At 54.1% G+C, this 19608-nt stretch carries 17 protein-coding genes; 9 read left to right on the forward strand and 8 right to left on the reverse strand.

Going from position 1 to position 19608, the window contains the following annotated elements:
- Window positions 1-16: 16 nt before the first annotated feature.
- Window positions 17-274, forward strand: a complete 258-nt coding sequence (locus FOC35_RS15895) for a hypothetical protein (RefSeq protein WP_172569437.1) — start codon at window positions 17-19, stop codon at window positions 272-274.
- Window positions 275-409: 135 nt separating this feature from the next.
- On the opposite strand, the gene fghA is transcribed toward FOC35_RS15895, so the two are convergent.
- Window positions 410-1246 (reverse strand): S-formylglutathione hydrolase, encoded by an 837-nt coding sequence (gene fghA / locus FOC35_RS15900; protein WP_172569438.1) that lies wholly within the window; start codon window positions 1244-1246, stop codon window positions 410-412.
- Window positions 1247-1623: 377 nt separating this feature from the next.
- Between fghA and folE the strand changes: the two genes are divergently transcribed.
- The 6 genes from folE to mglC all read left to right on the forward strand — a co-directional run bounded on the left by folE (window position 1624) and on the right by mglC (window position 8551).
- On the forward strand, window positions 1624-2289 hold the full coding sequence (folE, locus tag FOC35_RS15905; protein ID WP_172569439.1) for a GTP cyclohydrolase I FolE: 666 nt from the start codon (window positions 1624-1626) through the stop codon (window positions 2287-2289).
- An 18-nt stretch (window positions 2290-2307) separates the two neighbouring features.
- Window positions 2308-3465 carry a DUF418 domain-containing protein YeiB gene (gene yeiB / locus FOC35_RS15910; protein WP_172569440.1) on the forward strand — a complete coding sequence of 386 codons (1158 nt, stop codon included), beginning with the start codon at window positions 2308-2310 and terminating at the stop codon, window positions 3463-3465.
- Window positions 3466-3587: 122 nt separating this feature from the next.
- A complete protein-coding gene (gene galS, locus FOC35_RS15915) occupies window positions 3588-4643 on the forward strand; it encodes an HTH-type transcriptional regulator GalS (RefSeq protein WP_172569441.1) in 1056 nt (351 codons plus the stop codon).
- Window positions 4644-4926: 283 nt separating this feature from the next.
- Window positions 4927-5925 carry a galactose/glucose ABC transporter substrate-binding protein MglB gene (gene mglB, locus FOC35_RS15920; protein WP_016537328.1) on the forward strand — a complete coding sequence of 333 codons (999 nt, stop codon included), beginning with the start codon at window positions 4927-4929 and terminating at the stop codon, window positions 5923-5925.
- A gap of 74 nt (window positions 5926-5999) precedes the next feature.
- Window positions 6000-7520 carry a galactose/methyl galactoside ABC transporter ATP-binding protein MglA gene (mglA, locus tag FOC35_RS15925; protein WP_172569442.1) on the forward strand — a complete coding sequence of 507 codons (1521 nt, stop codon included), beginning with the start codon at window positions 6000-6002 and terminating at the stop codon, window positions 7518-7520.
- A gap of 20 nt (window positions 7521-7540) precedes the next feature.
- Window positions 7541-8551: a galactose/methyl galactoside ABC transporter permease MglC gene (gene mglC / locus FOC35_RS15930; RefSeq protein WP_172569443.1), complete on the forward strand. Its 1011-nt coding sequence runs from the start codon at window positions 7541-7543 to the stop codon at window positions 8549-8551.
- A gap of 46 nt (window positions 8552-8597) precedes the next feature.
- Here the strand turns inward: mglC and sanA are convergent, their stop codons facing one another.
- From sanA to ldtB, 5 genes are all read right to left on the reverse strand, one after another.
- Complete coding sequence (gene sanA / locus FOC35_RS15935; RefSeq protein ID WP_016537325.1) at window positions 8598-9311, reverse strand: outer membrane permeability protein SanA; 714 nt, start codon at window positions 9309-9311, stop codon at window positions 8598-8600.
- Window positions 9312-9442: 131 nt separating this feature from the next.
- Window positions 9443-10330 (reverse strand): cytidine deaminase, encoded by an 888-nt coding sequence (gene cdd, locus FOC35_RS15940; RefSeq protein WP_172569444.1) that lies wholly within the window; start codon window positions 10328-10330, stop codon window positions 9443-9445.
- A gap of 128 nt (window positions 10331-10458) precedes the next feature.
- On the reverse strand, window positions 10459-11154 hold the full coding sequence (locus tag FOC35_RS15945; protein WP_016537323.1) for a CidB/LrgB family autolysis modulator: 696 nt from the start codon (window positions 11152-11154) through the stop codon (window positions 10459-10461).
- Entirely contained in the window at window positions 11151-11552 is a 402-nt protein-coding gene (locus tag FOC35_RS15950) for a CidA/LrgA family protein (RefSeq protein ID WP_016537322.1), read from the reverse strand. The genes FOC35_RS15945 and FOC35_RS15950 overlap by 4 nt, the downstream gene beginning before the upstream one ends.
- A gap of 176 nt (window positions 11553-11728) precedes the next feature.
- Complete coding sequence (ldtB, locus tag FOC35_RS15955) at window positions 11729-12649, reverse strand: L,D-transpeptidase (RefSeq protein ID WP_172569445.1); 921 nt, start codon at window positions 12647-12649, stop codon at window positions 11729-11731.
- A gap of 238 nt (window positions 12650-12887) precedes the next feature.
- On the opposite strand from ldtB, the gene FOC35_RS15960 reads away from it, so the two are divergent.
- On the forward strand, window positions 12888-14483 hold the full coding sequence (locus FOC35_RS15960) for an ABC-F family ATPase (protein ID WP_172569446.1): 1596 nt from the start codon (window positions 12888-12890) through the stop codon (window positions 14481-14483).
- A gap of 75 nt (window positions 14484-14558) precedes the next feature.
- On the opposite strand, the gene FOC35_RS15965 is transcribed toward FOC35_RS15960, so the two are convergent.
- Window positions 14559-16922, reverse strand: a complete 2364-nt coding sequence (locus FOC35_RS15965; RefSeq protein WP_172569447.1) for a glycoside hydrolase family 31 protein — start codon at window positions 16920-16922, stop codon at window positions 14559-14561.
- Between the two features lie 14 nt (window positions 16923-16936).
- Window positions 16937-18238 (reverse strand): MFS transporter, encoded by a 1302-nt coding sequence (locus tag FOC35_RS15970; protein ID WP_016537318.1) that lies wholly within the window; start codon window positions 18236-18238, stop codon window positions 16937-16939.
- A gap of 295 nt (window positions 18239-18533) precedes the next feature.
- On the opposite strand from FOC35_RS15970, the gene FOC35_RS15975 reads away from it, so the two are divergent.
- Window positions 18534-19604, forward strand: a complete 1071-nt coding sequence (locus tag FOC35_RS15975) for a LacI family DNA-binding transcriptional regulator (protein ID WP_039899365.1) — start codon at window positions 18534-18536, stop codon at window positions 19602-19604.
- The last annotated feature ends 4 nt before the right edge of the window (window positions 19605-19608 follow it).

Raw genomic sequence — 19608 nt, forward strand, 5'->3', positions numbered from 1 at the left:
TTCGGTCAAAGAGGAAATGCTTGATGCTTATCAAAAGGAGCTGCAAAGAAACATAGATGTTAGGAAACAGTTGGCAGAGGCCATTCTGGATAATTATCGAATGAATAGAGATAACTCTTCAACTGTAAGTCCAGAAATACAAACAGCTGCGGAAAGTAAAATCACTGATTTGCGAATTAAAAATAAGGCTAATGTTGATTTGATGTTTCAGCAATCACGCAAGCTGAATTTACTTTCTGAAAAGCTTTCATTGTGGGATAAAGCTTTCATCTAAATGTTTTTGCTGTGGCCTGAATGAAGCTGGAAAAGATGCCCGTCATTATCGCCTGCGCCCGTCGGGATGATTTGGGTGTTGCATATCTGGGGTCTAAACACCTTAACCATCCCGGCAGGAAGAGGAAATAAAGAACTAGCCCAGCAAATGCTCCGCGTGGAACCGCAGATGGTCCTCAACAAAAGTGGCAATAAAATAGTAGCTGTGGTCGCAGCCTGGCTGAATGCGCAGCGTTAGCGGCCAGCCTTTCTCCTGCGCGACCTTTTCAAACTCTTCCGGGTGTAACTGGTCGGCCAGGAACTGGTCGTCATCCCCTTGATCGATAAGTATCGGCAGTTTTGCCGACGCCTCCGCTTTACTCAACAGGCAGCAGCTATCCCATGCCTGCCAGCGCGATTCATCGTTACCGAGATAGGCCCTGAAAGCCTTCTGCCCCCAGGGTACGCGAGTTGGGTTAACAATAGGCGCAAACGCTGAAACCGAGCTGAAACGTCCAGGATTTTTCAGCGCCATTATCAGCGCGCCGTGGCCGCCCATCGAATGGCCGAAAATTGAAGACTTTTCACTGACGCTGAAGTTATCCGCAATCAGCTGCGGCAGCTCGTCGCGCAGGTAGTCGTACATGCGGAAGTTTGCCGCCCATGGCTGCTCGGTGGCGTTGAGGTAAAAACCTGCGCCCTGGCCTAAATCGTACCCGGCATCATTGGGCACGTCTTCGCCACGTGGGCTGGTATCCGGCATCACCAGCACTATACCCAGCTCTGCCGCGATCCGCTGCGCGCCCGCTTTGGTGGTGAAGTTTTCGTCGTTACAGGTCAGGCCGGAGAGCCAGTAAAGCACCGGTGGGGGCGTGTTGCTTGCAGGCGGCGGAAGAAAAATACTGAATGTCATCGGGCAGTTAAGCACGTTGGACGGGTGGCGCCAGCGCTGCTGCCAGCCCTCAAAACATCGGTGTTCTTCCAGTAATTCCATCCAGAGGCTCCTTAAAAGTATTCAATAGGTATGATTGCGGGCAAAAGTGAAAAGTGTGTTTTTCCCTCTCTGTAGCGATCGGCCGAAATTCAATAAACTGATTTCCCTCGTTTATTTTTTATGTTTCCGGACATTTATTCTTTCGCCTGATGTTTTTCAACAGTCTGTTATGAACAACTTTCACTTCACCTGAGTCTAGCCATCCCGCATTATGGCCGCAACGGTATTGTTCCCATCCGAACGGTCGAACAACGGTATTAACGATTTCAATAATTATGCCCGGCACTACTGGATTCTGAGTACGTGCTGCCGCACAATGTGCGGACACTTTGCCCCATGAAGGGCAGAGGTCAGCCACACCTGCAGGAGAAAACAGCATGTCATCACTCTCAAAAGAAGCCGCCCTGGTTCATGAGGCGCTGGTTGCGCGCGGTCTGGAAACGCCGCTGCGTCCACCGTTGCGTGAACTGGATAATGAAACCCGCAAAAGCCAGATTGCCTCACATATGACGGAAATCATGCAGCTGCTTAATCTCGATTTGAGCGATGACAGCCTGATGGAAACTCCGCATCGCATCGCTAAAATGTATGTCGATGAGATCTTCTCCGGCCTGGATTACGCTAACTTCCCGAAAATCACCGTCATTGAAAACAAAATGAAGGTTGATGAAATGGTGACCGTGCGTGATATCACCCTGACCAGCACCTGCGAGCATCACTTTGTGACCATCGACGGTAAAGCGACCGTGGCGTATATCCCAAAAGAGACCGTTATCGGCCTCTCTAAAATTAACCGCATTGTGCAGTTCTTTGCCCAGCGTCCGCAGGTTCAGGAGCGTCTGACTCAGCAAATCCTGATTGCCCTGCAAACCCTGCTTGGCACCAATAACGTAGCGGTTTCAATTGATGCAGTGCATTACTGCGTGAAAGCGCGCGGCGTTAAAGACGCAACCAGCGCCACCACCACGACTTCGCTCGGCGGCCTGTTTAAGTCGAGCCAGAATACGCGTCAGGAATTCCTGCGCGCAGTGCGCCACAGCTAACATCTCAGGCAGGTATCCGTGGAGAGAAATGTCACCCTGGACTTCGTCCGCGGAACCGCCATTCTTGGTATCCTGCTGCTTAATATTGTCGCCTTTGGCCTGCCGAAGGCGGCCTATCTCAATCCTGCCTGGTATGGTTCAATCACCTCACGCGACGCCTGGACCTGGGCGGCGATGGATCTCTTTGCCGAAGTAAAATTCCTGACCTTATTTGCGCTGCTGTTTGGGGCCGGGCTGCAAATGCTGCTGGCTCGCGGTTCGCGGTGGATCCAGTCGCGCCTGACGCTGCTGGTGCTGCTTGGATTTATCCACGCTCTGCTGCTGTGGGACGGCGATATTCTTCTGGCTTACGGCCTGGTGGGGCTGGTGTGCTGGCGTATGATCCGCGACGCGCCCGGGCAAAAACAGCTGTTTAATACCGGCGTCATGCTTTACCTCACCGGGATTGGCGTGCTGCTGCTGTTAGGGTTTATCTCCGGCGACGCGGCCAACCGTACCTGGGTGCCGGATGCGGCCAACCTGCAATACGAGCAGTGGTGGAAGCTTGGCGGTGGCAAAGAAGCTATCAGTAACCGCGTTGATTTACTCTCTTCCAACCTGGTTGCGCTTGGCGCGCAGTACGGCTGGCAGCTGGCGGGCATGATGCTGATTGGCGCCGCCTTGATGCGCAGCGGCTGGCTCAAAGGTCAATTCAGCCTGCGTCACTACCGGCGCTGCGGTATTACTCTTATTGCCGTCGGCTTGGGGATTAATCTCCCGGCGGTGGCCGCTCAGTGGTGGCTTGCCTGGGATTACCGCTGGTGTGCGTTGCTGTTACAGGCACCGCGCGAGCTAAGTGCGCCGTTTCAGGCGATTGGCTATGCCGCGCTGGCGTGGGGGTTCTGGCCGCAGCTGTCACGTTTGAGGCTGGTAGGCTGGATTGCCTGCGTCGGGCGCATGGCGCTGAGCAATTATTTGCTGCAAACCGTCATCTGCACCACGCTGTTTTACCGCTTTGGCCTGTTTATGAAGTTCGACCGCCTGTCGCTGCTGGCTTTTGTCCCCGCAGTCTGGGCGGTGAACCTGCTGCTGTCGGTATTCTGGCTGCGTTATTTCCGCCAGGGGCCGGTTGAATGGCTGTGGCGGCAGCTAACCGCTCGCGCATCAGGGCAGACGCAAAGCGGTACTCAGAGATAATGATATTCGTCACAAAGGTTAACGAATTGTATGTAAGCGCTTTCATCCCTGTGATCAACTTCACGCCGCACTGACCCCCGCTCGCCGCAGAATAGCCACCTTGCCTAAAACAGGGTGTACCTATGAGACCGACTCCCCCAACGCCGATAACCATTCGTGACGTTGCCCGTATCGCCGGGGTTTCAGTAGCGACAGTATCCCGAGTATTAAATAACAGCGCGCTGGTCAGCCCGGAAACGCGCGAAAATGTCATGCAGGCGGTAACCGAGCTGGGCTACCGTCCTAACGCCAACGCACAGGCGCTGGCTACTCAGGTAAGCGACACCATCGGCGTGGTGGTGATGGACGTTTCCGATCCTTTCTTTGGCGCACTGGTCAAAGCGGTGGATATGGTTGCCCAGCAGCATAATAAATATTTGCTCATCGGCAACAGCTACCACCAGGAAGAGAAAGAGCGCCACGCCATTGAGGTGCTGATTCGCCAGCGGTGCAGCGCCCTGATCGTTCACGCCAAGGCGCTGAGCGACGAAGAACTTGCCTCCTTCCTGGAGCAAGTTCCGGGCATGGTGCTGATTAATCGCCTCGTCCCCGGTTACGCCCACCGCTGTGTCTGCCTCGATAACGTCAGCGGGGCGGTAATGGCTACCCGCATGCTGCTCAATCAGGGGCATTCGCGCGTCGGCTACCTCGCCTCCAGCCATCAAATTGAAGACAACGGCCAGCGGCATCAGGGCTGGCTTCAGGCGCTGGCGGAGCAGAGCATAACGCCTCCGGACAGCTGGGTCGGCACCGGCACGCCGGATATGCAGGGCGGAGAAGCGGCAATGGTTGAGCTGCTGGGCCGTAACCTGCAATTGAGCGCTATCTTCTCCTATAACGACAGCATGGCGGCCGGGGCGCTTACCGCTCTGAAAGATAACGGCATTATCGTCCCTCAGCATGTGTCGATCATCGGCTTCGATGATATTCCCATCGCCCGTTACACCGATCCGCAGTTAACGACCGTGCGTTATCCGGTCGTTTCTATGGCGCGGCTGGCAACGGAGCTGGCGTTACAAGGCGCGGCAGGTACGTTGAATCGTGATGTAACGCACTGTTTTATGCCGACTTTAGTTCGCCGCCACTCGGTGGCCGTGAAGCAAAATGTGGCGTCGATCACTCTGCTGCCAAAGAGTTAGATGTAACCGGTTTCAATCTGTGAGTAAATTCACAGTTAATTAACATTGCGCTGACTATTATGTCAGCGTTTTATCAGCTGAAACGCAATGTAACCGTGACTACTCACTTTTAGCAGCGCGATTAGCCAAAAACGACCATAAAAAACGCAGTATTGGATTGTTACCGAACACGGAAGCGCATTTTTTTAGGATAACTTCGGCATTCAGTAACTTTTTATTAACATTACTGTCCTGCCTGGTTTCGAACCCGAACTACCCTGCAAAATAAAAAACCGGAGATACCATGAATAAGAAGGTTTTGACCCTGTCCGCCGTGATGTCCTGCATGCTGTTTGGTGCCGCAGCCCACGCCGCTGATAGCCGTATTGGCGTGACTATTTACAAATACGACGACAACTTCATGTCAGTGGTGCGTAAGGCGATTGAGAAAGACGGTAAAGCCGCACCAGACGTTCAGCTGCTGATGAACGACTCCCAGAACGACCAGTCAAAACAGAACGACCAGATTGACGTTCTGCTGGCTAAAGGCGTTAAAGCGCTGGCTATCAACCTGGTTGACCCGGCTGCTGCCGGCACCGTGATTGAAAAAGCACGCGGGCAAAACGTACCTGTTGTGTTCTTCAACAAAGAACCATCCCGCAAAGCGCTGGATAGCTACGACAAAGCTTACTACGTCGGCACCGACTCTAAAGAGTCCGGCATCATTCAGGGCGACCTGATTGCTAAACACTGGGCGGCTAACCCGGCGTGGGATCTGAACAAAGACGGCCAGGTGCAATTCGTTCTGCTGAAAGGCGAGCCGGGCCACCCGGATGCGGAAGCGCGTACCACTTACGTTATCAAAGAGCTGAACGACAAGGGGCTGAAAACTCAGCAGTTGCAGCTGGATACCGCAATGTGGGATACCGCTCAGGCTAAAGACAAAATGGATGCCTGGCTTTCCGGCCCTAACGCTAACAAAATCGAAGTGGTTATCGCCAACAACGATGCGATGGCAATGGGTGCTGTAGAAGCGCTGAAAGCCCACAACAAAACCTCAATTCCTGTGTTCGGCGTAGATGCGCTGCCGGAAGCTCTGGCCCTGGTTAAGTCTGGCGCAATGGCCGGGACCGTGCTGAACGATGCTAACAACCAGGCTAAAGCCACCTTCGATCTGGCGAAAAACCTTGCCGAAGGTAAGCCAGCGGCAGAAGGCACCAACTGGAAAATTGAGAACAAGATTGTCCGCGTACCTTATGTAGGCGTGGATAAAGATAACTTGGCCCAGTTCGTCGGCAAGTAAGTCATACCGTTTTATCCGGGCGCGGGTCCCTGCGCCCGGTTTCAGACCGGCTACTCAGCGACACAGGTATAACTATGGTCGATAATAATTCAGCTACGTCGTTGGAATTTTTGTTGGAAATGACCAACATTAATAAATCCTTCCCCGGCGTTAAGGCACTGGATAATGTTAATTTAAAAGTTCGTCCACACTCTATTCATGCCCTGATGGGTGAGAACGGTGCGGGGAAATCGACATTATTAAAATGCCTTTTTGGGATCTATAGCAAAGATTCCGGCAGTATCCTTTTTCAGGGAAAAGAAGTTAATTTCAGCAGCACTAAAGAAGCGCTGGAAAACGGTATTTCTATGGTGCATCAGGAACTTAACCTGGTATTACAGCGTACCGTAATGGACAACATGTGGCTCGGGCGTTACCCGACCAAAGGCGTGTTTGTCGATCAGGATAAGATGTACCGCGATACCAAAGAGATTTTTGATGAACTGGATATTGATATCGATCCGCGAGCCCGCGTCGGGACTTTATCCGTTTCTCAAATGCAGATGATTGAAATTGCCAAAGCTTTCTCCTATAACGCCAAAATCGTTATTATGGATGAGCCAACATCGTCCCTGACGGAAAAAGAAGTTAATCATCTCTTTAAAATTATTCGCAAATTAAAAGATCGCGGCTGCGGGATTGTTTATATCTCCCATAAAATGGAAGAAATATTCCAGCTGTGCGACGAAATTACGATATTGCGTGACGGGCAGTGGATTGCCACCCAGCCGCTGGAAGGGCTGGATATGGACAAAATCATCTCCATGATGGTTGGCCGTTCGCTGAACCAGCGTTTCCCGGACAAGTCCAACGTGCCGGGTGAGGTTATTCTTGAGGTTCGCAACCTGACCTCGCTGCGCCAGCCTTCTATTCGCGATATCTCCTTTGACCTGCACCAGGGCGAAATCCTCGGTATTGCCGGTCTGGTCGGCGCGAAGCGTACCGATATCGTGGAAACGCTGTTTGGTATCCGTGAAAAGTCAGGCGGCACCATTAAGCTGCACGGCAAAAAAATCAATAATCACAACGCGAACGAAGCGATAAACCATGGTTTTGCGCTGGTGACGGAAGAGCGTCGCTCGACCGGGATCTACGCCTATCTGGATATCGGCTTTAACTCACTCATTTCCAATATTCGGAATTACAAAAACAAGGTCGGGCTGCTGGATAACACCCGCATGAAGAGCGATACCCAGTGGGTTATCGACTCGATGCGTGTGAAAACGCCGGGGCACCGTACTTCTATTGGCTCGCTCTCGGGCGGAAACCAGCAGAAGGTCATTATTGGCCGCTGGCTGCTGACCCAGCCGGAGATACTGATGCTCGATGAGCCGACGCGCGGCATTGACGTTGGCGCTAAATTCGAAATTTATCAGCTGATTGCCGAGCTTGCCAAAAAAGGGAAAGGGATCATTATCATTTCGTCCGAGATGCCGGAATTGTTAGGGATTACAGACCGTATCCTGGTGATGAGCAACGGGCTCGTGGCCGGAATTGTAGACACCAAAACAACAACGCAGAACGAAATTTTACGTCTTGCGTCTGTGCACCTGTGATGATTTAGGGGCTATTAAAAATGAGTGTGTTAAATAAAAAGAGTTTTCTAACTTATCTAAAAGAGGGCGGCATCTATGTGGTGCTGTTGGTGCTGCTGGCAATTATTATTTTCCAGGACCCGACATTCTTAAGCCTGCTGAACCTGAGTAACATCCTTACCCAGTCCTCGGTGCGTATTATTATCGCGCTGGGCGTAGCGGGGCTGATTGTGACCCAGGGTACAGACCTTTCCGCCGGGCGCCAGGTTGGCCTTGCGGCGGTTGTTGCGGCGACGCTGTTGCAGTCTATGGATAACGTCAACAAAGTGTTCCCGGATATGCACACTATGCCTATCCCGCTGGTGCTGCTTATCGTCTGTGCGGTTGGCGCGGTCATCGGCCTGGTGAACGGGATTATCATCGCTTACCTGAACGTGACGCCGTTTATCACCACTTTGGGCACGATGATTATCGTCTACGGTATCAACTCCCTGTATTACGATTTCGTCGGCGCTTCACCGATTTCCGGCTTTGACTCTCACTTCTCTACCTTTACCCAGGGGTTTATAGCGCTGGGCAGTTTCCGCCTCTCCTACATAACGTTCTACGCCCTGTTTGCGGTGTTCTTCGTTTGGGTGCTGTGGAACAAAACCCGCTTTGGTAAAAACATTTTTGCCATCGGCGGTAACCCGGAAGCGGCGAAAGTGTCCGGCGTAAATGTCGCGCTGAACCTGATAATGATTTATGCCCTGTCCGGCGTGTTCTACGCCTTCGGCGGGATGCTGGAAGCGGGGCGTATCGGCTCGGCTACCAACAACCTGGGCTTTATGTATGAGCTGGATGCGATTGCGGCGTGCGTGGTGGGCGGCGTGTCGTTTAGCGGCGGCGTGGGTACGGTAGTGGGGGGGGTAACAGGCGTAATCATCTTTACGGTTATCAACTACGGCCTGACCTATATCGGCGTGAACCCGTACTGGCAGTACATCATCAAGGGCGGGATCATTATCTTCGCCGTTGCGCTGGACTCCCTGAAGTACGCGCGCAAGAAGTAATAGTTCCCCGCAGGCTAATCCTCTCCCGGAAAGGGAGAGGATTTTTTTATTTCTTCTTCTGTAATTCCAGCAACTGCTCCGGCGTCACCGCCGGGTAGCCCTGCGCATCTTCCGGCACTTCCTGCTGCGACGGAATCGGCACCAGCGGGCCGAGGAAACGAGGCTCACGTTTGAACAGATACAAATCCGCCAGCGCGCCGAGGCGTGCGCCAAACTCGCGAACGCGCACCGTCAGCATGTTTTTCGGCGAAGGCACGGCATAACACTGCGCCTGAATCCCCATATGCTGGGCGATAAATAACGCACGCTCGCAGTGAAAGCGCTGGGTAATGATGATGAAGTCGTTGGTATCAAACACTTTGCGGGTGCGAACGATAGAGTCCAGCGTGCGGAAGCCGGCATAATCAAGCACGATATCCGCCGGATCAACGCCGCCGGCAATCAGGTCTTTACGCATCGTCATCGGCTCGTTGTAACTTTGCTGGGCGTTATCCCCGCTCAGCAGCAGATAGTTAACTTTCCCGCTGTTGTACGCGTTCAGCGCGCCCTGAATGCGGAACAGGTAATACTGATTAATCACGCCGGTGCGGTAATACTTGGCTGTGCCCAGCACAACGCCGACCTGGCGGTAGGGCAGGTCCTGGAGTTCATCATAAACGTAGGGGGCGGTTTTCCAGCTAATCCAGCGATCCAGCCCGAGCGCAGCCACCAGCGTTAAGCCAATAAGCACCAGCAGGCCGTAAAACACTCGCTTCAACATTAACTTGCAGACTCTTTCGCGGGGTGAAATTTCATCCAAGGCTACTTTACCAGGCCCCCAAGAGCAAGAAACGCGGGTTCGGTTGGGGCAAATTTCAACAATGCGGGTGTGGGTACACCCGCAGAGGCGGATTATTGGCCGAGCAGGAAGCGTTCAATGTTGTTGCAGCCCAGCGCTTTCAGGGTTGCGGAAGTGGCGTCCCATTGCAGCAGAGGGGCATCGGCTTTCTCAGCCAGAACGGCGCGCTGAATGTCCGGGTAGTCGTAACCGTTAAGCGAAAGCAGGTTCAAAGCGGCCTGTAGCGGCGGTAAAGACGGGTTGAATGCGGCGTTTTCGGCATAGCTGCCGGTAAAGATTTTACCATCGCGCATTTGCAGCGCTACGCCAGCCGGGGCCTTGCTATAAGGCGCGTGGCTGCGGTTTGCTGCGGTAATTGCGGCCTGCTCAAGCGCGTCACCCTTAAGCGCAAAGCCGTGGTTTTCTTCGTCCAGCAGCAGGGTTTTAATCTCAAGGTCACGCGGGCCGAAGGCGTCCGGCAGATAGTCGCCAAGGGTTGAAGCCTGGCGGCCCGGGAGATGAATGCGTAGCGCAACGCCGCTGTTCAGCTCGTTCATAAACTGGCGGCAGTGGCCGCACGGCGTGTAGTTGACGGTGATATCAACCAGGCCTTTTTCACCGCGCATCCAGGCGTGGGTGATGGCGCTTTGCTCTGCGTGCACGGTTTGCTGCATGGTGGCACCAAGGAATTCCATGTTGCCACCGAAATAGAGATTACCGCTAACGCCGCGCGCAACGGCACCAACGTTAAAATGCGAGAGGTCAGCGCGGGCACAGGCTGCGGCCAGCGGGAGTAAAGCAAACGCCAAATCGTCATCGCCAAGCCCGGATTGATGTTTCAGTGCTTCCACTTCTGCTGTCGTAAACATCGCCGGGAAGTGTTCATCGGCAAGCAGCGGTTGCAAAGCGGATTGCAGCGCAGCAGGGAGCTGCGCAAAAGCAGCATCAAAACGTGAACGCATGTTTAAGCCTCATAACAGGTAACGGGAACCTAGTTTACGGAACTGATAGGGCTTAATATGTGATTTGAGTCTCATTAACAATGCAACATATGCAATGAAAAATACAATTTCGCGATCTGTTGCAGGTTTTAGCCAAAGAGCTTCAACAATACCGGGAATAAAAACGGCGCGATAAGGGAGGTCATTACCCCGCAAATCACCAGCGCCAGCGAGCTAAAAGCGCCTTCCTGGAAGTCGAGTTCGGCGCAGCGAGCCGTACCCAGCGCATGTGAAGCGGCCCCCATAGACAGCCCGCGAGAAGCTTTTGTCTTGATGCGCATCAGGTTCAGCAGCGTGTGGCCGAACACCGCACCCAGAATGCCGACGAAGATAACGCAAACTGCGCTAATCGCAGGAATACCGCCGATGCCGCCGCCAACGGCCATGGCAATTGGGGTGGTCACTGACTTCGGCAGCACCGAAGCGGCGATTTCCGGCGAAGCGCCCATCAGCAGCGCGATTGAAGTCCCGGTGGTCATCGCCACCATGCTGCCGATAAAGCAGATAGTAATAATTGATTTCCAGCGGGCGCGAATCTGGTGGATTTGCTCATAAAGCGGAAAGGCGAGCGCCACAACGGCGGGCTGTAGCAGGTCGTTAAGCACCTCGCTGCCTTTAAAATAATGGTCGTAGGGAATGCCGGTTACCAGCAGCAGCGGAATAATCACCACCATACAAACCAGCAGCGGGTTCAGCAGGGGAGACTGCACGCGGGCGGCAAGCTTGCGGGCGGCAAAGAAGACTATAAGCGTCAGCGGCAAGGACCACCATATATAATGCATCATTTGTTATCTGCCTCGCTTTCGCCAACCACTTTTCTTTCGCCGTGAACCAGGTGCGAACTCCAGCTCACAATCACCAGCACCACCAGAGTGCTGATTAAACAGGAAATGACCACCGGGCCGAACTGCGCCTTCAGCACGTCGTAATACTGCATAACGCCCACGCCGATGGGCACAAACAGCAGCGCCATATAGCGAATCATCAGGTGGCAGCTGGGTTTTACCCATTTCGCCGGTAGGATTTGCAGCGACAGCAGCACAAACAGAATTAGCATGCCGATAATGCTGCCGGGAATGACGATGGGCAGCAGCGAGGCGACAAAAATGCCTGCATATAAGCATAAGTAAATTAAGACAAAAGAACGAAGATACTGCCAGATTACCGTGAACGAGTTACGCATAGAGGTTACCCTTTAAGAAACGCATTCATCATACAATTAAACCCAAATATGTGCTATCCATCACATCATGAATTATCAGCATAACAAATATTCCCTACGTGAAGGTTTGCTGTTCTTTATTACGGCAATAAAAAAGGCGACCCGGAGGCCGCCTTATCGAACAATCGTGAGGCAAATTAGTTCAGACGAACCGGCATACCGGAACGGTTCTGAATCGCCTGATCTACCACGCTGGTATCCACGTCAGACTGAGCGGTGACTTTCTGTACGCTGCTGGTCAGAGTGATTGGTACGATTTCACCGGAGTTAAACTGCGCTTCTGTTGTAGACAGCGGGTTGTGAACTTCGATGTAGCGGCTACCGTCAGGCTCGGTGGTGGCTTTAACCGGTTCGTCGATAAACTGAACGCGGGTGCCGACCGGCACGTTGTCGAACAGGAACTTGATGTCTTCGTTACGCAGACGCACGCAGCCGTGACTTACGCGCAGGCCGATACCGAAGTTGGCATTGGTGCCGTGAATCGCGTACAGGTTACCGATGTACAGCGCGTACAGGCCCATTGGGTTGTCCGGGCCGGCCGGTACCACTGCCGGAAGCGGAGTGCCTGCTGCCGCGTATTCAGCGTGCATTTTGGCGGTTGGCGTCCAGGTTGGGCCGTTTTTCTTGCGCTCTACCTTAGTCGTCCAGTTAATCGGGGTATCTTTACCCAACTGGCCGATACCGATTGGCAACACGATAACGGTATTGGTGCCTTTCGGGTAATAGTAGAGGCGCATTTCGGCGCTGTTAATAACAATCCCTTCGTGCACGGTGTCCGGCAGGATCAGCTGCTGAGGAATATTCAAAATCGTACCCGCTTTCGGCAGATACGGGTCAATACCCGGGTTAGCTTCCAGCATGTTGGAAAGCCCCATCTGGTACTGCGCGGCATACTCTTCCAGCGGCGCGGTGCTGCCTTCCGGAATAGTGATAACCTGATTTTGACCAACCAAACGGCTGCCGTTAGTCGGCAATGGATAGGTCACTGCGGAGGCTGTTTTACAGAAAGACGCGACAGCCACAAAAGCCAGTAAAAGCGAGCGTAATTTCATATTCATGTTGTGCGAGTGTTATGCCAGACGGGCCAGCTAGTGAGTGTTCATGGACGATTTAGCCGCGCATTATATGTGCATTACCTTCATCTGGGAAATCAGATGTGGATGAAATCACATTTTTTTCACATTGCTTAACTATTGTACGGTTAAGATGCGGGGCGACCCTTTATCATAGTTATGGCATAATGTGGCCGAAATCACATTCCAAAATCTCGACAACTTATTTCTCCAGGACATACCAGTGCTTGTATCCAGCAACGTTACCATGCAGTTTGGCAGCAAACCGCTGTTCGAAAATATCTCCGTTAAATTTGGCGGCGGCAACCGTTATGGCCTGATCGGCTCTAACGGTAGCGGCAAATCTACGTTCATGAAAATCCTCGGCGGAGACCTTGAGCCGACTCTGGGCAACGTTTCTCTCGACCCGAACGAGCGCATCGGTAAGCTGCGTCAGGATCAGTTCGCCTTCGAAAAATTCACCGTGCTCGATACCGTTATCATGGGCCACGGCGAGCTGTGGGAAGTGAAGCAGGAGCGTGACCGCATTTATGCTCTGCCGGAAATGAGCGAAGAAGACGGTTACAAAGTTGCCGACCTCGAAGTGACCTACGGCGAGATGGACGGCTACACCGCAGAAGCGCGTGCCGGTGAACTGCTGCTCGGCGTGGGCATTCCGCTGGAACAGCATTACGGCCCGATGAGCGAAGTGGCCCCGGGCTGGAAGCTGCGCGTACTGCTGGCGCAGGCGCTGTTCTCTAACCCGGACATCCTGCTGCTCGACGAACCAACGAACAACCTGGACATCGATACCATTCGCTGGCTGGAAACCGTGCTTAACGAACGTAACAGCACGATGATTATTATTTCGCACGACCGTCACTTCCTGAATATGGTCTGCACCCACATGGCCGACCTGGACTACGGCGAGCTGCGCGTTTACCCGGGCAACTACGACGAATACATGACCGCGGCCACCCAGGCTCGCGAGCGTCTTCTGTCTGACAACGCCAAGAAAAAAGCGCAGATTGCCGACCTGCAATCTTTCGTCAGCCGCTTCAGCGCCAACGCCTCTAAATCTCGCCAGGCAACCTCTCGCGCCCGCCAGATTGATAAAATCAAGCTGGACGAAGTGAAAGCCTCCAGCCGCCAGAACCCGTTCATTCGCTTCGAGCAGGACAAGAAACTGTTCCGTAACGCGCTGGAAGTGGAAGCCCTGACCAAAGGGTTTGAAAGCGGTCCGCTGTTTAAAGGCGTTAACCTGCTGCTGGAAGTCGGCGAGAAGCTGGCAATCCTGGGTGCTAACGGCATCGGTAAAACCACGCTGCTGAAAACTCTCGTGGGTGAACTTACCCCGGAATCCGGCGGCGTTAAATGGTCTGAAAACGCTCAAATCGGCTACTACGCTCAGGATCACGAATACGAGTTCGAAAACGATCTCACCGTGTTCGACTGGATGAGCCAGTGGAAGCAGGAAGGAGATGACGAGCAGGCGGTGCGCAGCATCCTTGGTCGTCTGCTGTTCAGCCAGGACGACATCAAAAAGCCGGCCAAAGTGCTGTCCGGTGGTGAGAAGGGCCGTATGCTGTTCGGCAAGTTGATGATGGAAAAACCAAACATCCTGATCATGGACGAACCGACGAACCACCTGGATATGGAATCCATCGAGTCGCTGAACATGGCGCTGGAGATGTACCAGGGGACGCTTATCTTCGTATCCCACGACCGTGAATTCGTTAGCTCCCTGGCGACTCGCGTGCTGGAAATTACGCCAGAACGCGTGATTGACTTCACCGGCGGCTACGAAGATTACCTGCGCAGTAAAGGGATCGACGGGTAATTTTACCCTCACCCTAACCCTCTCCCTGGAAGGGAGAGGGGACATTTTCTGCTTCCCCACTTTGGGGAGAAGCAGCTACAGTGCCCACACCTCGCGTTCCACCCCGTTCACCAGCAGACGCCGTTTTTCCCCCGCAGGCAGAGATAAGTTAATCTCGCGCCAGGCCGGCTGGTAATCGCCTTTTCGACTAAAGACCACATTAATCTCTTGAGCAGAGCATCTAATTTCCCAGCTTAGCCACAGCGCATTGCCAGTTTTATATCCCCAGGATTCACCGTCGTCTTCAAACAACGAGCCATGAGAAACACCTGTACCGGGCAGCGGATAAATCTTCAGTTCGCGAAGATCATCGGCCTTGATATCGACATAGCTAATGCGGCCGCTGTGCGGCAATGCTGCCCCGGCACGCACCAGCAGCGGCAGATACTCCAGCGGAGACTGAACGGTGACGTGCTGCCCGCCGCTGTACCACTGCCCGGTGTAATAGTCATACCAGCCGTGTTCGTTTTGCGGCAGCCACAAAGTACGTTGCCGCTGGCCTGGCTCCACAACGCTTGCAACCAACACATCGCGGCCCAGCATAAATTCATCGCACTCTTCGAAAGTTTTTTCATCGTGTTCATGGTCGAGGAACGTCGGCCTCAGCATCGGCTCATCGTCGGCGTGAGCCTGCCACAGTAGCGTGTAGAACCAGGGCAGCAGGCGGTATCGCAGTTCGATGGCGGCGCGAATGGCGGGAGTGACGGCCGGGTACATCCAGGGTTCGTTTACCGTGGCATCGTCATTCCATGAATGAATGGTGAAGCGGGGATGCATCACGCCGTTTTGCACCCAGCGAACAAACAGCTCTGCGTCCGGTTTGTCGCCCGAGAAGCCGCCGACGTCATGGCCGACGTTAAACAGCCCGGACAAACTCATACCCACGCCCATGCGGATGTTGTAGCGCAGCGTTTCCCAACTGGTGCGGTTATCGCCGCTCCAGGTCTGAACATAGCGCTGCATCCCGGCGCAGCCCGAACGGGAAATAAGATACGGGCGTTTTTCCGGGGCAAAGGCCTGCTGGGCTTCCATTGAGGCGCGCATCATCAGCAGCGGCATAACAGGGCGAATATGTTTGATGGCAACAGGCTGCCCGAAGCCGTGGCAGCGCGCCTCGCCGTCCCAGACTTCATATTCGTTGTTGTCGTTCCAGGTCGAGCCGATCCCCATTTCCAGCAATTGGGTGGTGACGCCGGTTTGCCACCATTTCACCGTGGCCGGATTGGTAAAGTCGAGATGCGAGCCTTCGTCGTCCCAGAAGCTTGAGCGCTCCGGCGAGTCGCTTTCCGAGTCCCGAATAAACAGGCCGCTCGCCGCCGCTTCCTGGTAGCGGGGATGATCCTGTAGCAGGCAGGGCTTGATATTCGCCGCCAGCCTGATGCCCGCTTCGGCAAAGGCCTGGCTCATCAGCTTCGGCTGCGGCACCTTGTCGTAATTCCAGTTGAAGACATAGCGCTTGTTGTCTATCGAAGTATACCCGGACGACAGCTGGAATGAGTCGCACGGTATAGCGTGTTCCTCGCAAAGCCGGATAAAGTTCATCAGCTGATTCTGGGCATCCGGCGCGTCGGTGTAATGCATTGTCGAGCCGCTGTAGCCCAGGCTCCATTTCGGGCCGAAGAATGTTTTACCGGTCAGGCGCACAAAGGCTTTGGTGACGTCCAGCACGCGCGGGCCGAGGAACATGTAGTAATCCACATCGCCCGCCTCTGCCTGCCAGCGGCGGTAGGCAACGTGGTAGTTGTCTATCTCATTCCCGAGATCCAGCCAGCAGCTGCTGAGGTTGTCGTAAAACAGGCCAAAGCTGACGTCGTCGCGGCGTGTGATGGTAAAAGGGATGTGCTTATAAAGCGGGTCGGTGGAGGCCGCGTTGTAACCCATTGCGTCCAGATTACGCATTTCATAACGCTTGCCGCTGCGGTTCAGCGGGCCAGCTTTTTCCCCCAGTCCGTAAAAGCGCTCGTCTTTGAAGCGGCGCTGGTAGTGTGCCACGCCGTCGCCGTGGGCATTGAGCTGGTAGGCGCTGGTGGGACGGTCGCTGGCTAAAGGGTGCCATTCATCCTTCGCGTTTTTATATTCCCACTCCAGCCACAGAGGCTGGTGAACGGTGACGCGCATTTTTGAGGTACTGATTAACAGAACATCGTCGAGCTGTTCAAGGCGGAAGCCGGGGAGGGTGAAACCTTCCAGACTTTCACGCTCGCGCCCCTCCCAGGGCACATCCTGCTGCGGCGCAATGCTCCAGGTTCTGTTGAGCGCCAGTCCGGTCTGGCGTTTGATAAGCACGCGGAACATGCCTTCTTCCAGCACATAAAGGTGCAGTTCATGCTTGCCGTCCAGGGTTAACACCGCCCGGTTGGCATCGTGATTTTTCAGCGTCCAGTTTTTCAGCGTTTTCATCGTGTTCTGTCCATTCAGGTACGTTTTGCGCGGCGTTCGGCGATAAAGGCGACCAGGAATACCGCGCCTATCAGGTCAAAGAAGCCCATGGCGACAAACAGCGGGTTGAAGCCAATTTTGTCGGCGGTGACGCCGATAATCAGCGAGAAAATAAAGCTGGCTATCCAGGCGCAAGAGCCGCGCATTCCGTTGACGGTGGCCATCTGGCCCTTGTCAAACGAGTCCACCACCAGGGCGCTCAGCATGCAGGAGATAATCTGGTGTCCGAACCCGCCGACGGAGATAAGGGCGATGGCGACCCAGGGATCTTTTGTGAGCGCAACCAGCGCGAGGGAGAGCATCAGAAAAGCGCCGGTGACCGAACTGGCAACTACCGAGTTGGTTCGGCTACAGCCAAAGAATCGGGCGTAAATTTTGGTTAAGTAGCCGCTGGCGATGCTGCCGAGATCGGCGGCCAGGAACGGGAGCCAGGCGAACATGGCAATCTGTTTCAGATCCATTCCCCGCTCATTCGCGAGATACAGAGGCACCCAGAAACTCAGCACCGCCCAGGCCGGTTCGGCCATAAATGCCGGAATGGCGATGCCGTAAAAGCGCTTGTTTTTAGACACGGTTTTCAGGGCGGTGAAAAACGGCAGCTTCACCGCTGGCGGTTCGTTGTCCTGTTTAATAAACGCCAGCTCGCTTTTACCGAGATTGGGGTGCTGTTCCGGGTTGTGATAGAACAGCCACCACAGCACGACCCAAACCAGGCCCAGCGCGCCGCTAAACATAAAGGCACCCTGCCAGCCAAAAGAGGCGTGGGCGAAGTAAATAATCGGCGGAGCCAACATCGCGCCGATTGAGAAGCCGACGCCCGCCCATCCTGCTGCGATCGGGCGTTCCTTTTTCGGGAACCATTCGCCCAGGGTTTTGGCGTTAGCCGGAGTAGCCGCCGCCTCCGCACCACCCATCATAAAGCGCAGGATTGCCAGCTGGAGCCAGCTACCGGCTCCGGCGTGCAGCATGCACATCACCGCCCAAATAGTGGCGCAAATCAGAAAGCCAATCTTCAGGCCGATTACGTCTATCAGCCAGCCACACAGGGGCTGGAACAGGGTGTAAGCCAGCTGAAAGGCGCCCACTATCCAGGAATATTGCTCGGTCGTTATTCCGAGGGAGGTTTTCAGTTCAGGCGCGAGGATGCCCAGCGCGTTGCGGGTGATGTAGTTGACGGTTACGCCCAGTAAAAACAGCACCAGCACCCACCAGCGCAAATTGCGGAAAATACGCCTGGTTTTGACTGCGGTCACCGGTTGATTGATGCCATGACTCATAGTTGTGCTCCACCTTGTAGGGGTAATTAGTGGAATTGGTATGCCAACACACGGCATACTTTGTTTTTTTAACTAATTGATTTTTATTTGTTTAAATTTATTTTCATCAAAGCTAAGCGCTTTGTTTAGTCGACAATGGCAGCGTAGATGAGTTATAAGCCAACCAATAGCGTATTTTTTGCAAAAGTTTTCATATCCAGCATCTGGTGAGCGTTTAATGCTCTTTTTTCACGCAGAATCTGCAATTGTCAGGTATGAAAATTTTTTCATTTCACAAATGGGCATCGATCACAAAATGAGTAAAACGCTAAAAATCACCGAAATTGCTGCCCAAACGGGGCTATCGATAAGCACGGTTTCGCGAGTCTTAGCCGGTAAAGCCAATACCAGCGAAACGGCGCGCCAGCGGGTGCTGGAGTGCGCCCGGCAGAAGGGGGTGTTGCAGGGAATAGCGGCGGGACGGCTGCTGCTGAATAGCCTGGTGATTTTTGCTCCGCAGCGGGCGTTTGATGAACGGCTGGACGTATTTTACTACCGGGTTATTCAGGGCGTTGGCAGGGCGCTGGAACCCCATGACGTGCGGCTGCGGTTCTGCGCGCTGGAGGAAAACGACAGCGATGCCAACCTCTTTTTAAGCAAGATGAACCAGCCGGACAGCGAAGCGGCTATCTTGTTGGGAATAGATGACCCCCACATTCACGATCTGGCGGCAGATCTCGGTAAACCGTGCGTGCTGATCAACTGCCGAGACCGCAAAATGCGGCTGCCCGGCATCGCGCCGGATCATCAACTTATCGGCCAGTATGCCGCCAGCTACCTGTTCGATATGGGGCATAAAGGCGTACTGACGCTGCTGTGCCTGCGCCGCTATACCATGGAGCTGCGCCTGGAGGGCATTCGCGATGCCTGGGACAGCAGAAACCTCTCCTTCGATGAAACCCGTCATCTGATTACCGCCCAAAGCTTTAGCGCTAAAGAAAGCGAGGCGTTGGTAAGCGACTATCTGGCAAATACACCACGCCCCGCCTGGCCCAGCGCGCTGCTGGTGGGCGGCGATTTTATGGCGGCGGGGGCGGTTAGCGCCCTGCAAAAGGCCGGGCTGCGCGTGCCGCAGGATATGTCGGTGATGAGTATCGACGGTTTCAATCTGGCGGAAATTCACGATGTGCCCCTGACGTCGGTCCATGTTCCACGGGACGAGCTGGGGGAAGAGGCGGTGCAGCTTTTACAGCAGCGCCTGATGCGGCCTGACGCTCCGGTGGTGAATATCCTGCTGGCAGGCTCGCTTAAGGCCCGTGAGTCGGTGCGGCGTATACGCTACGGAAAGGGGCACTCGGCGGTAAATAGCGACGGGCTGTATGACTGAAGCA

The organism is Cedecea sp. FDAARGOS_727 (assembly GCF_012273235.1).
Taxonomy (GTDB): domain Bacteria; phylum Pseudomonadota; class Gammaproteobacteria; order Enterobacterales; family Enterobacteriaceae; genus Cedecea; species Cedecea davisae.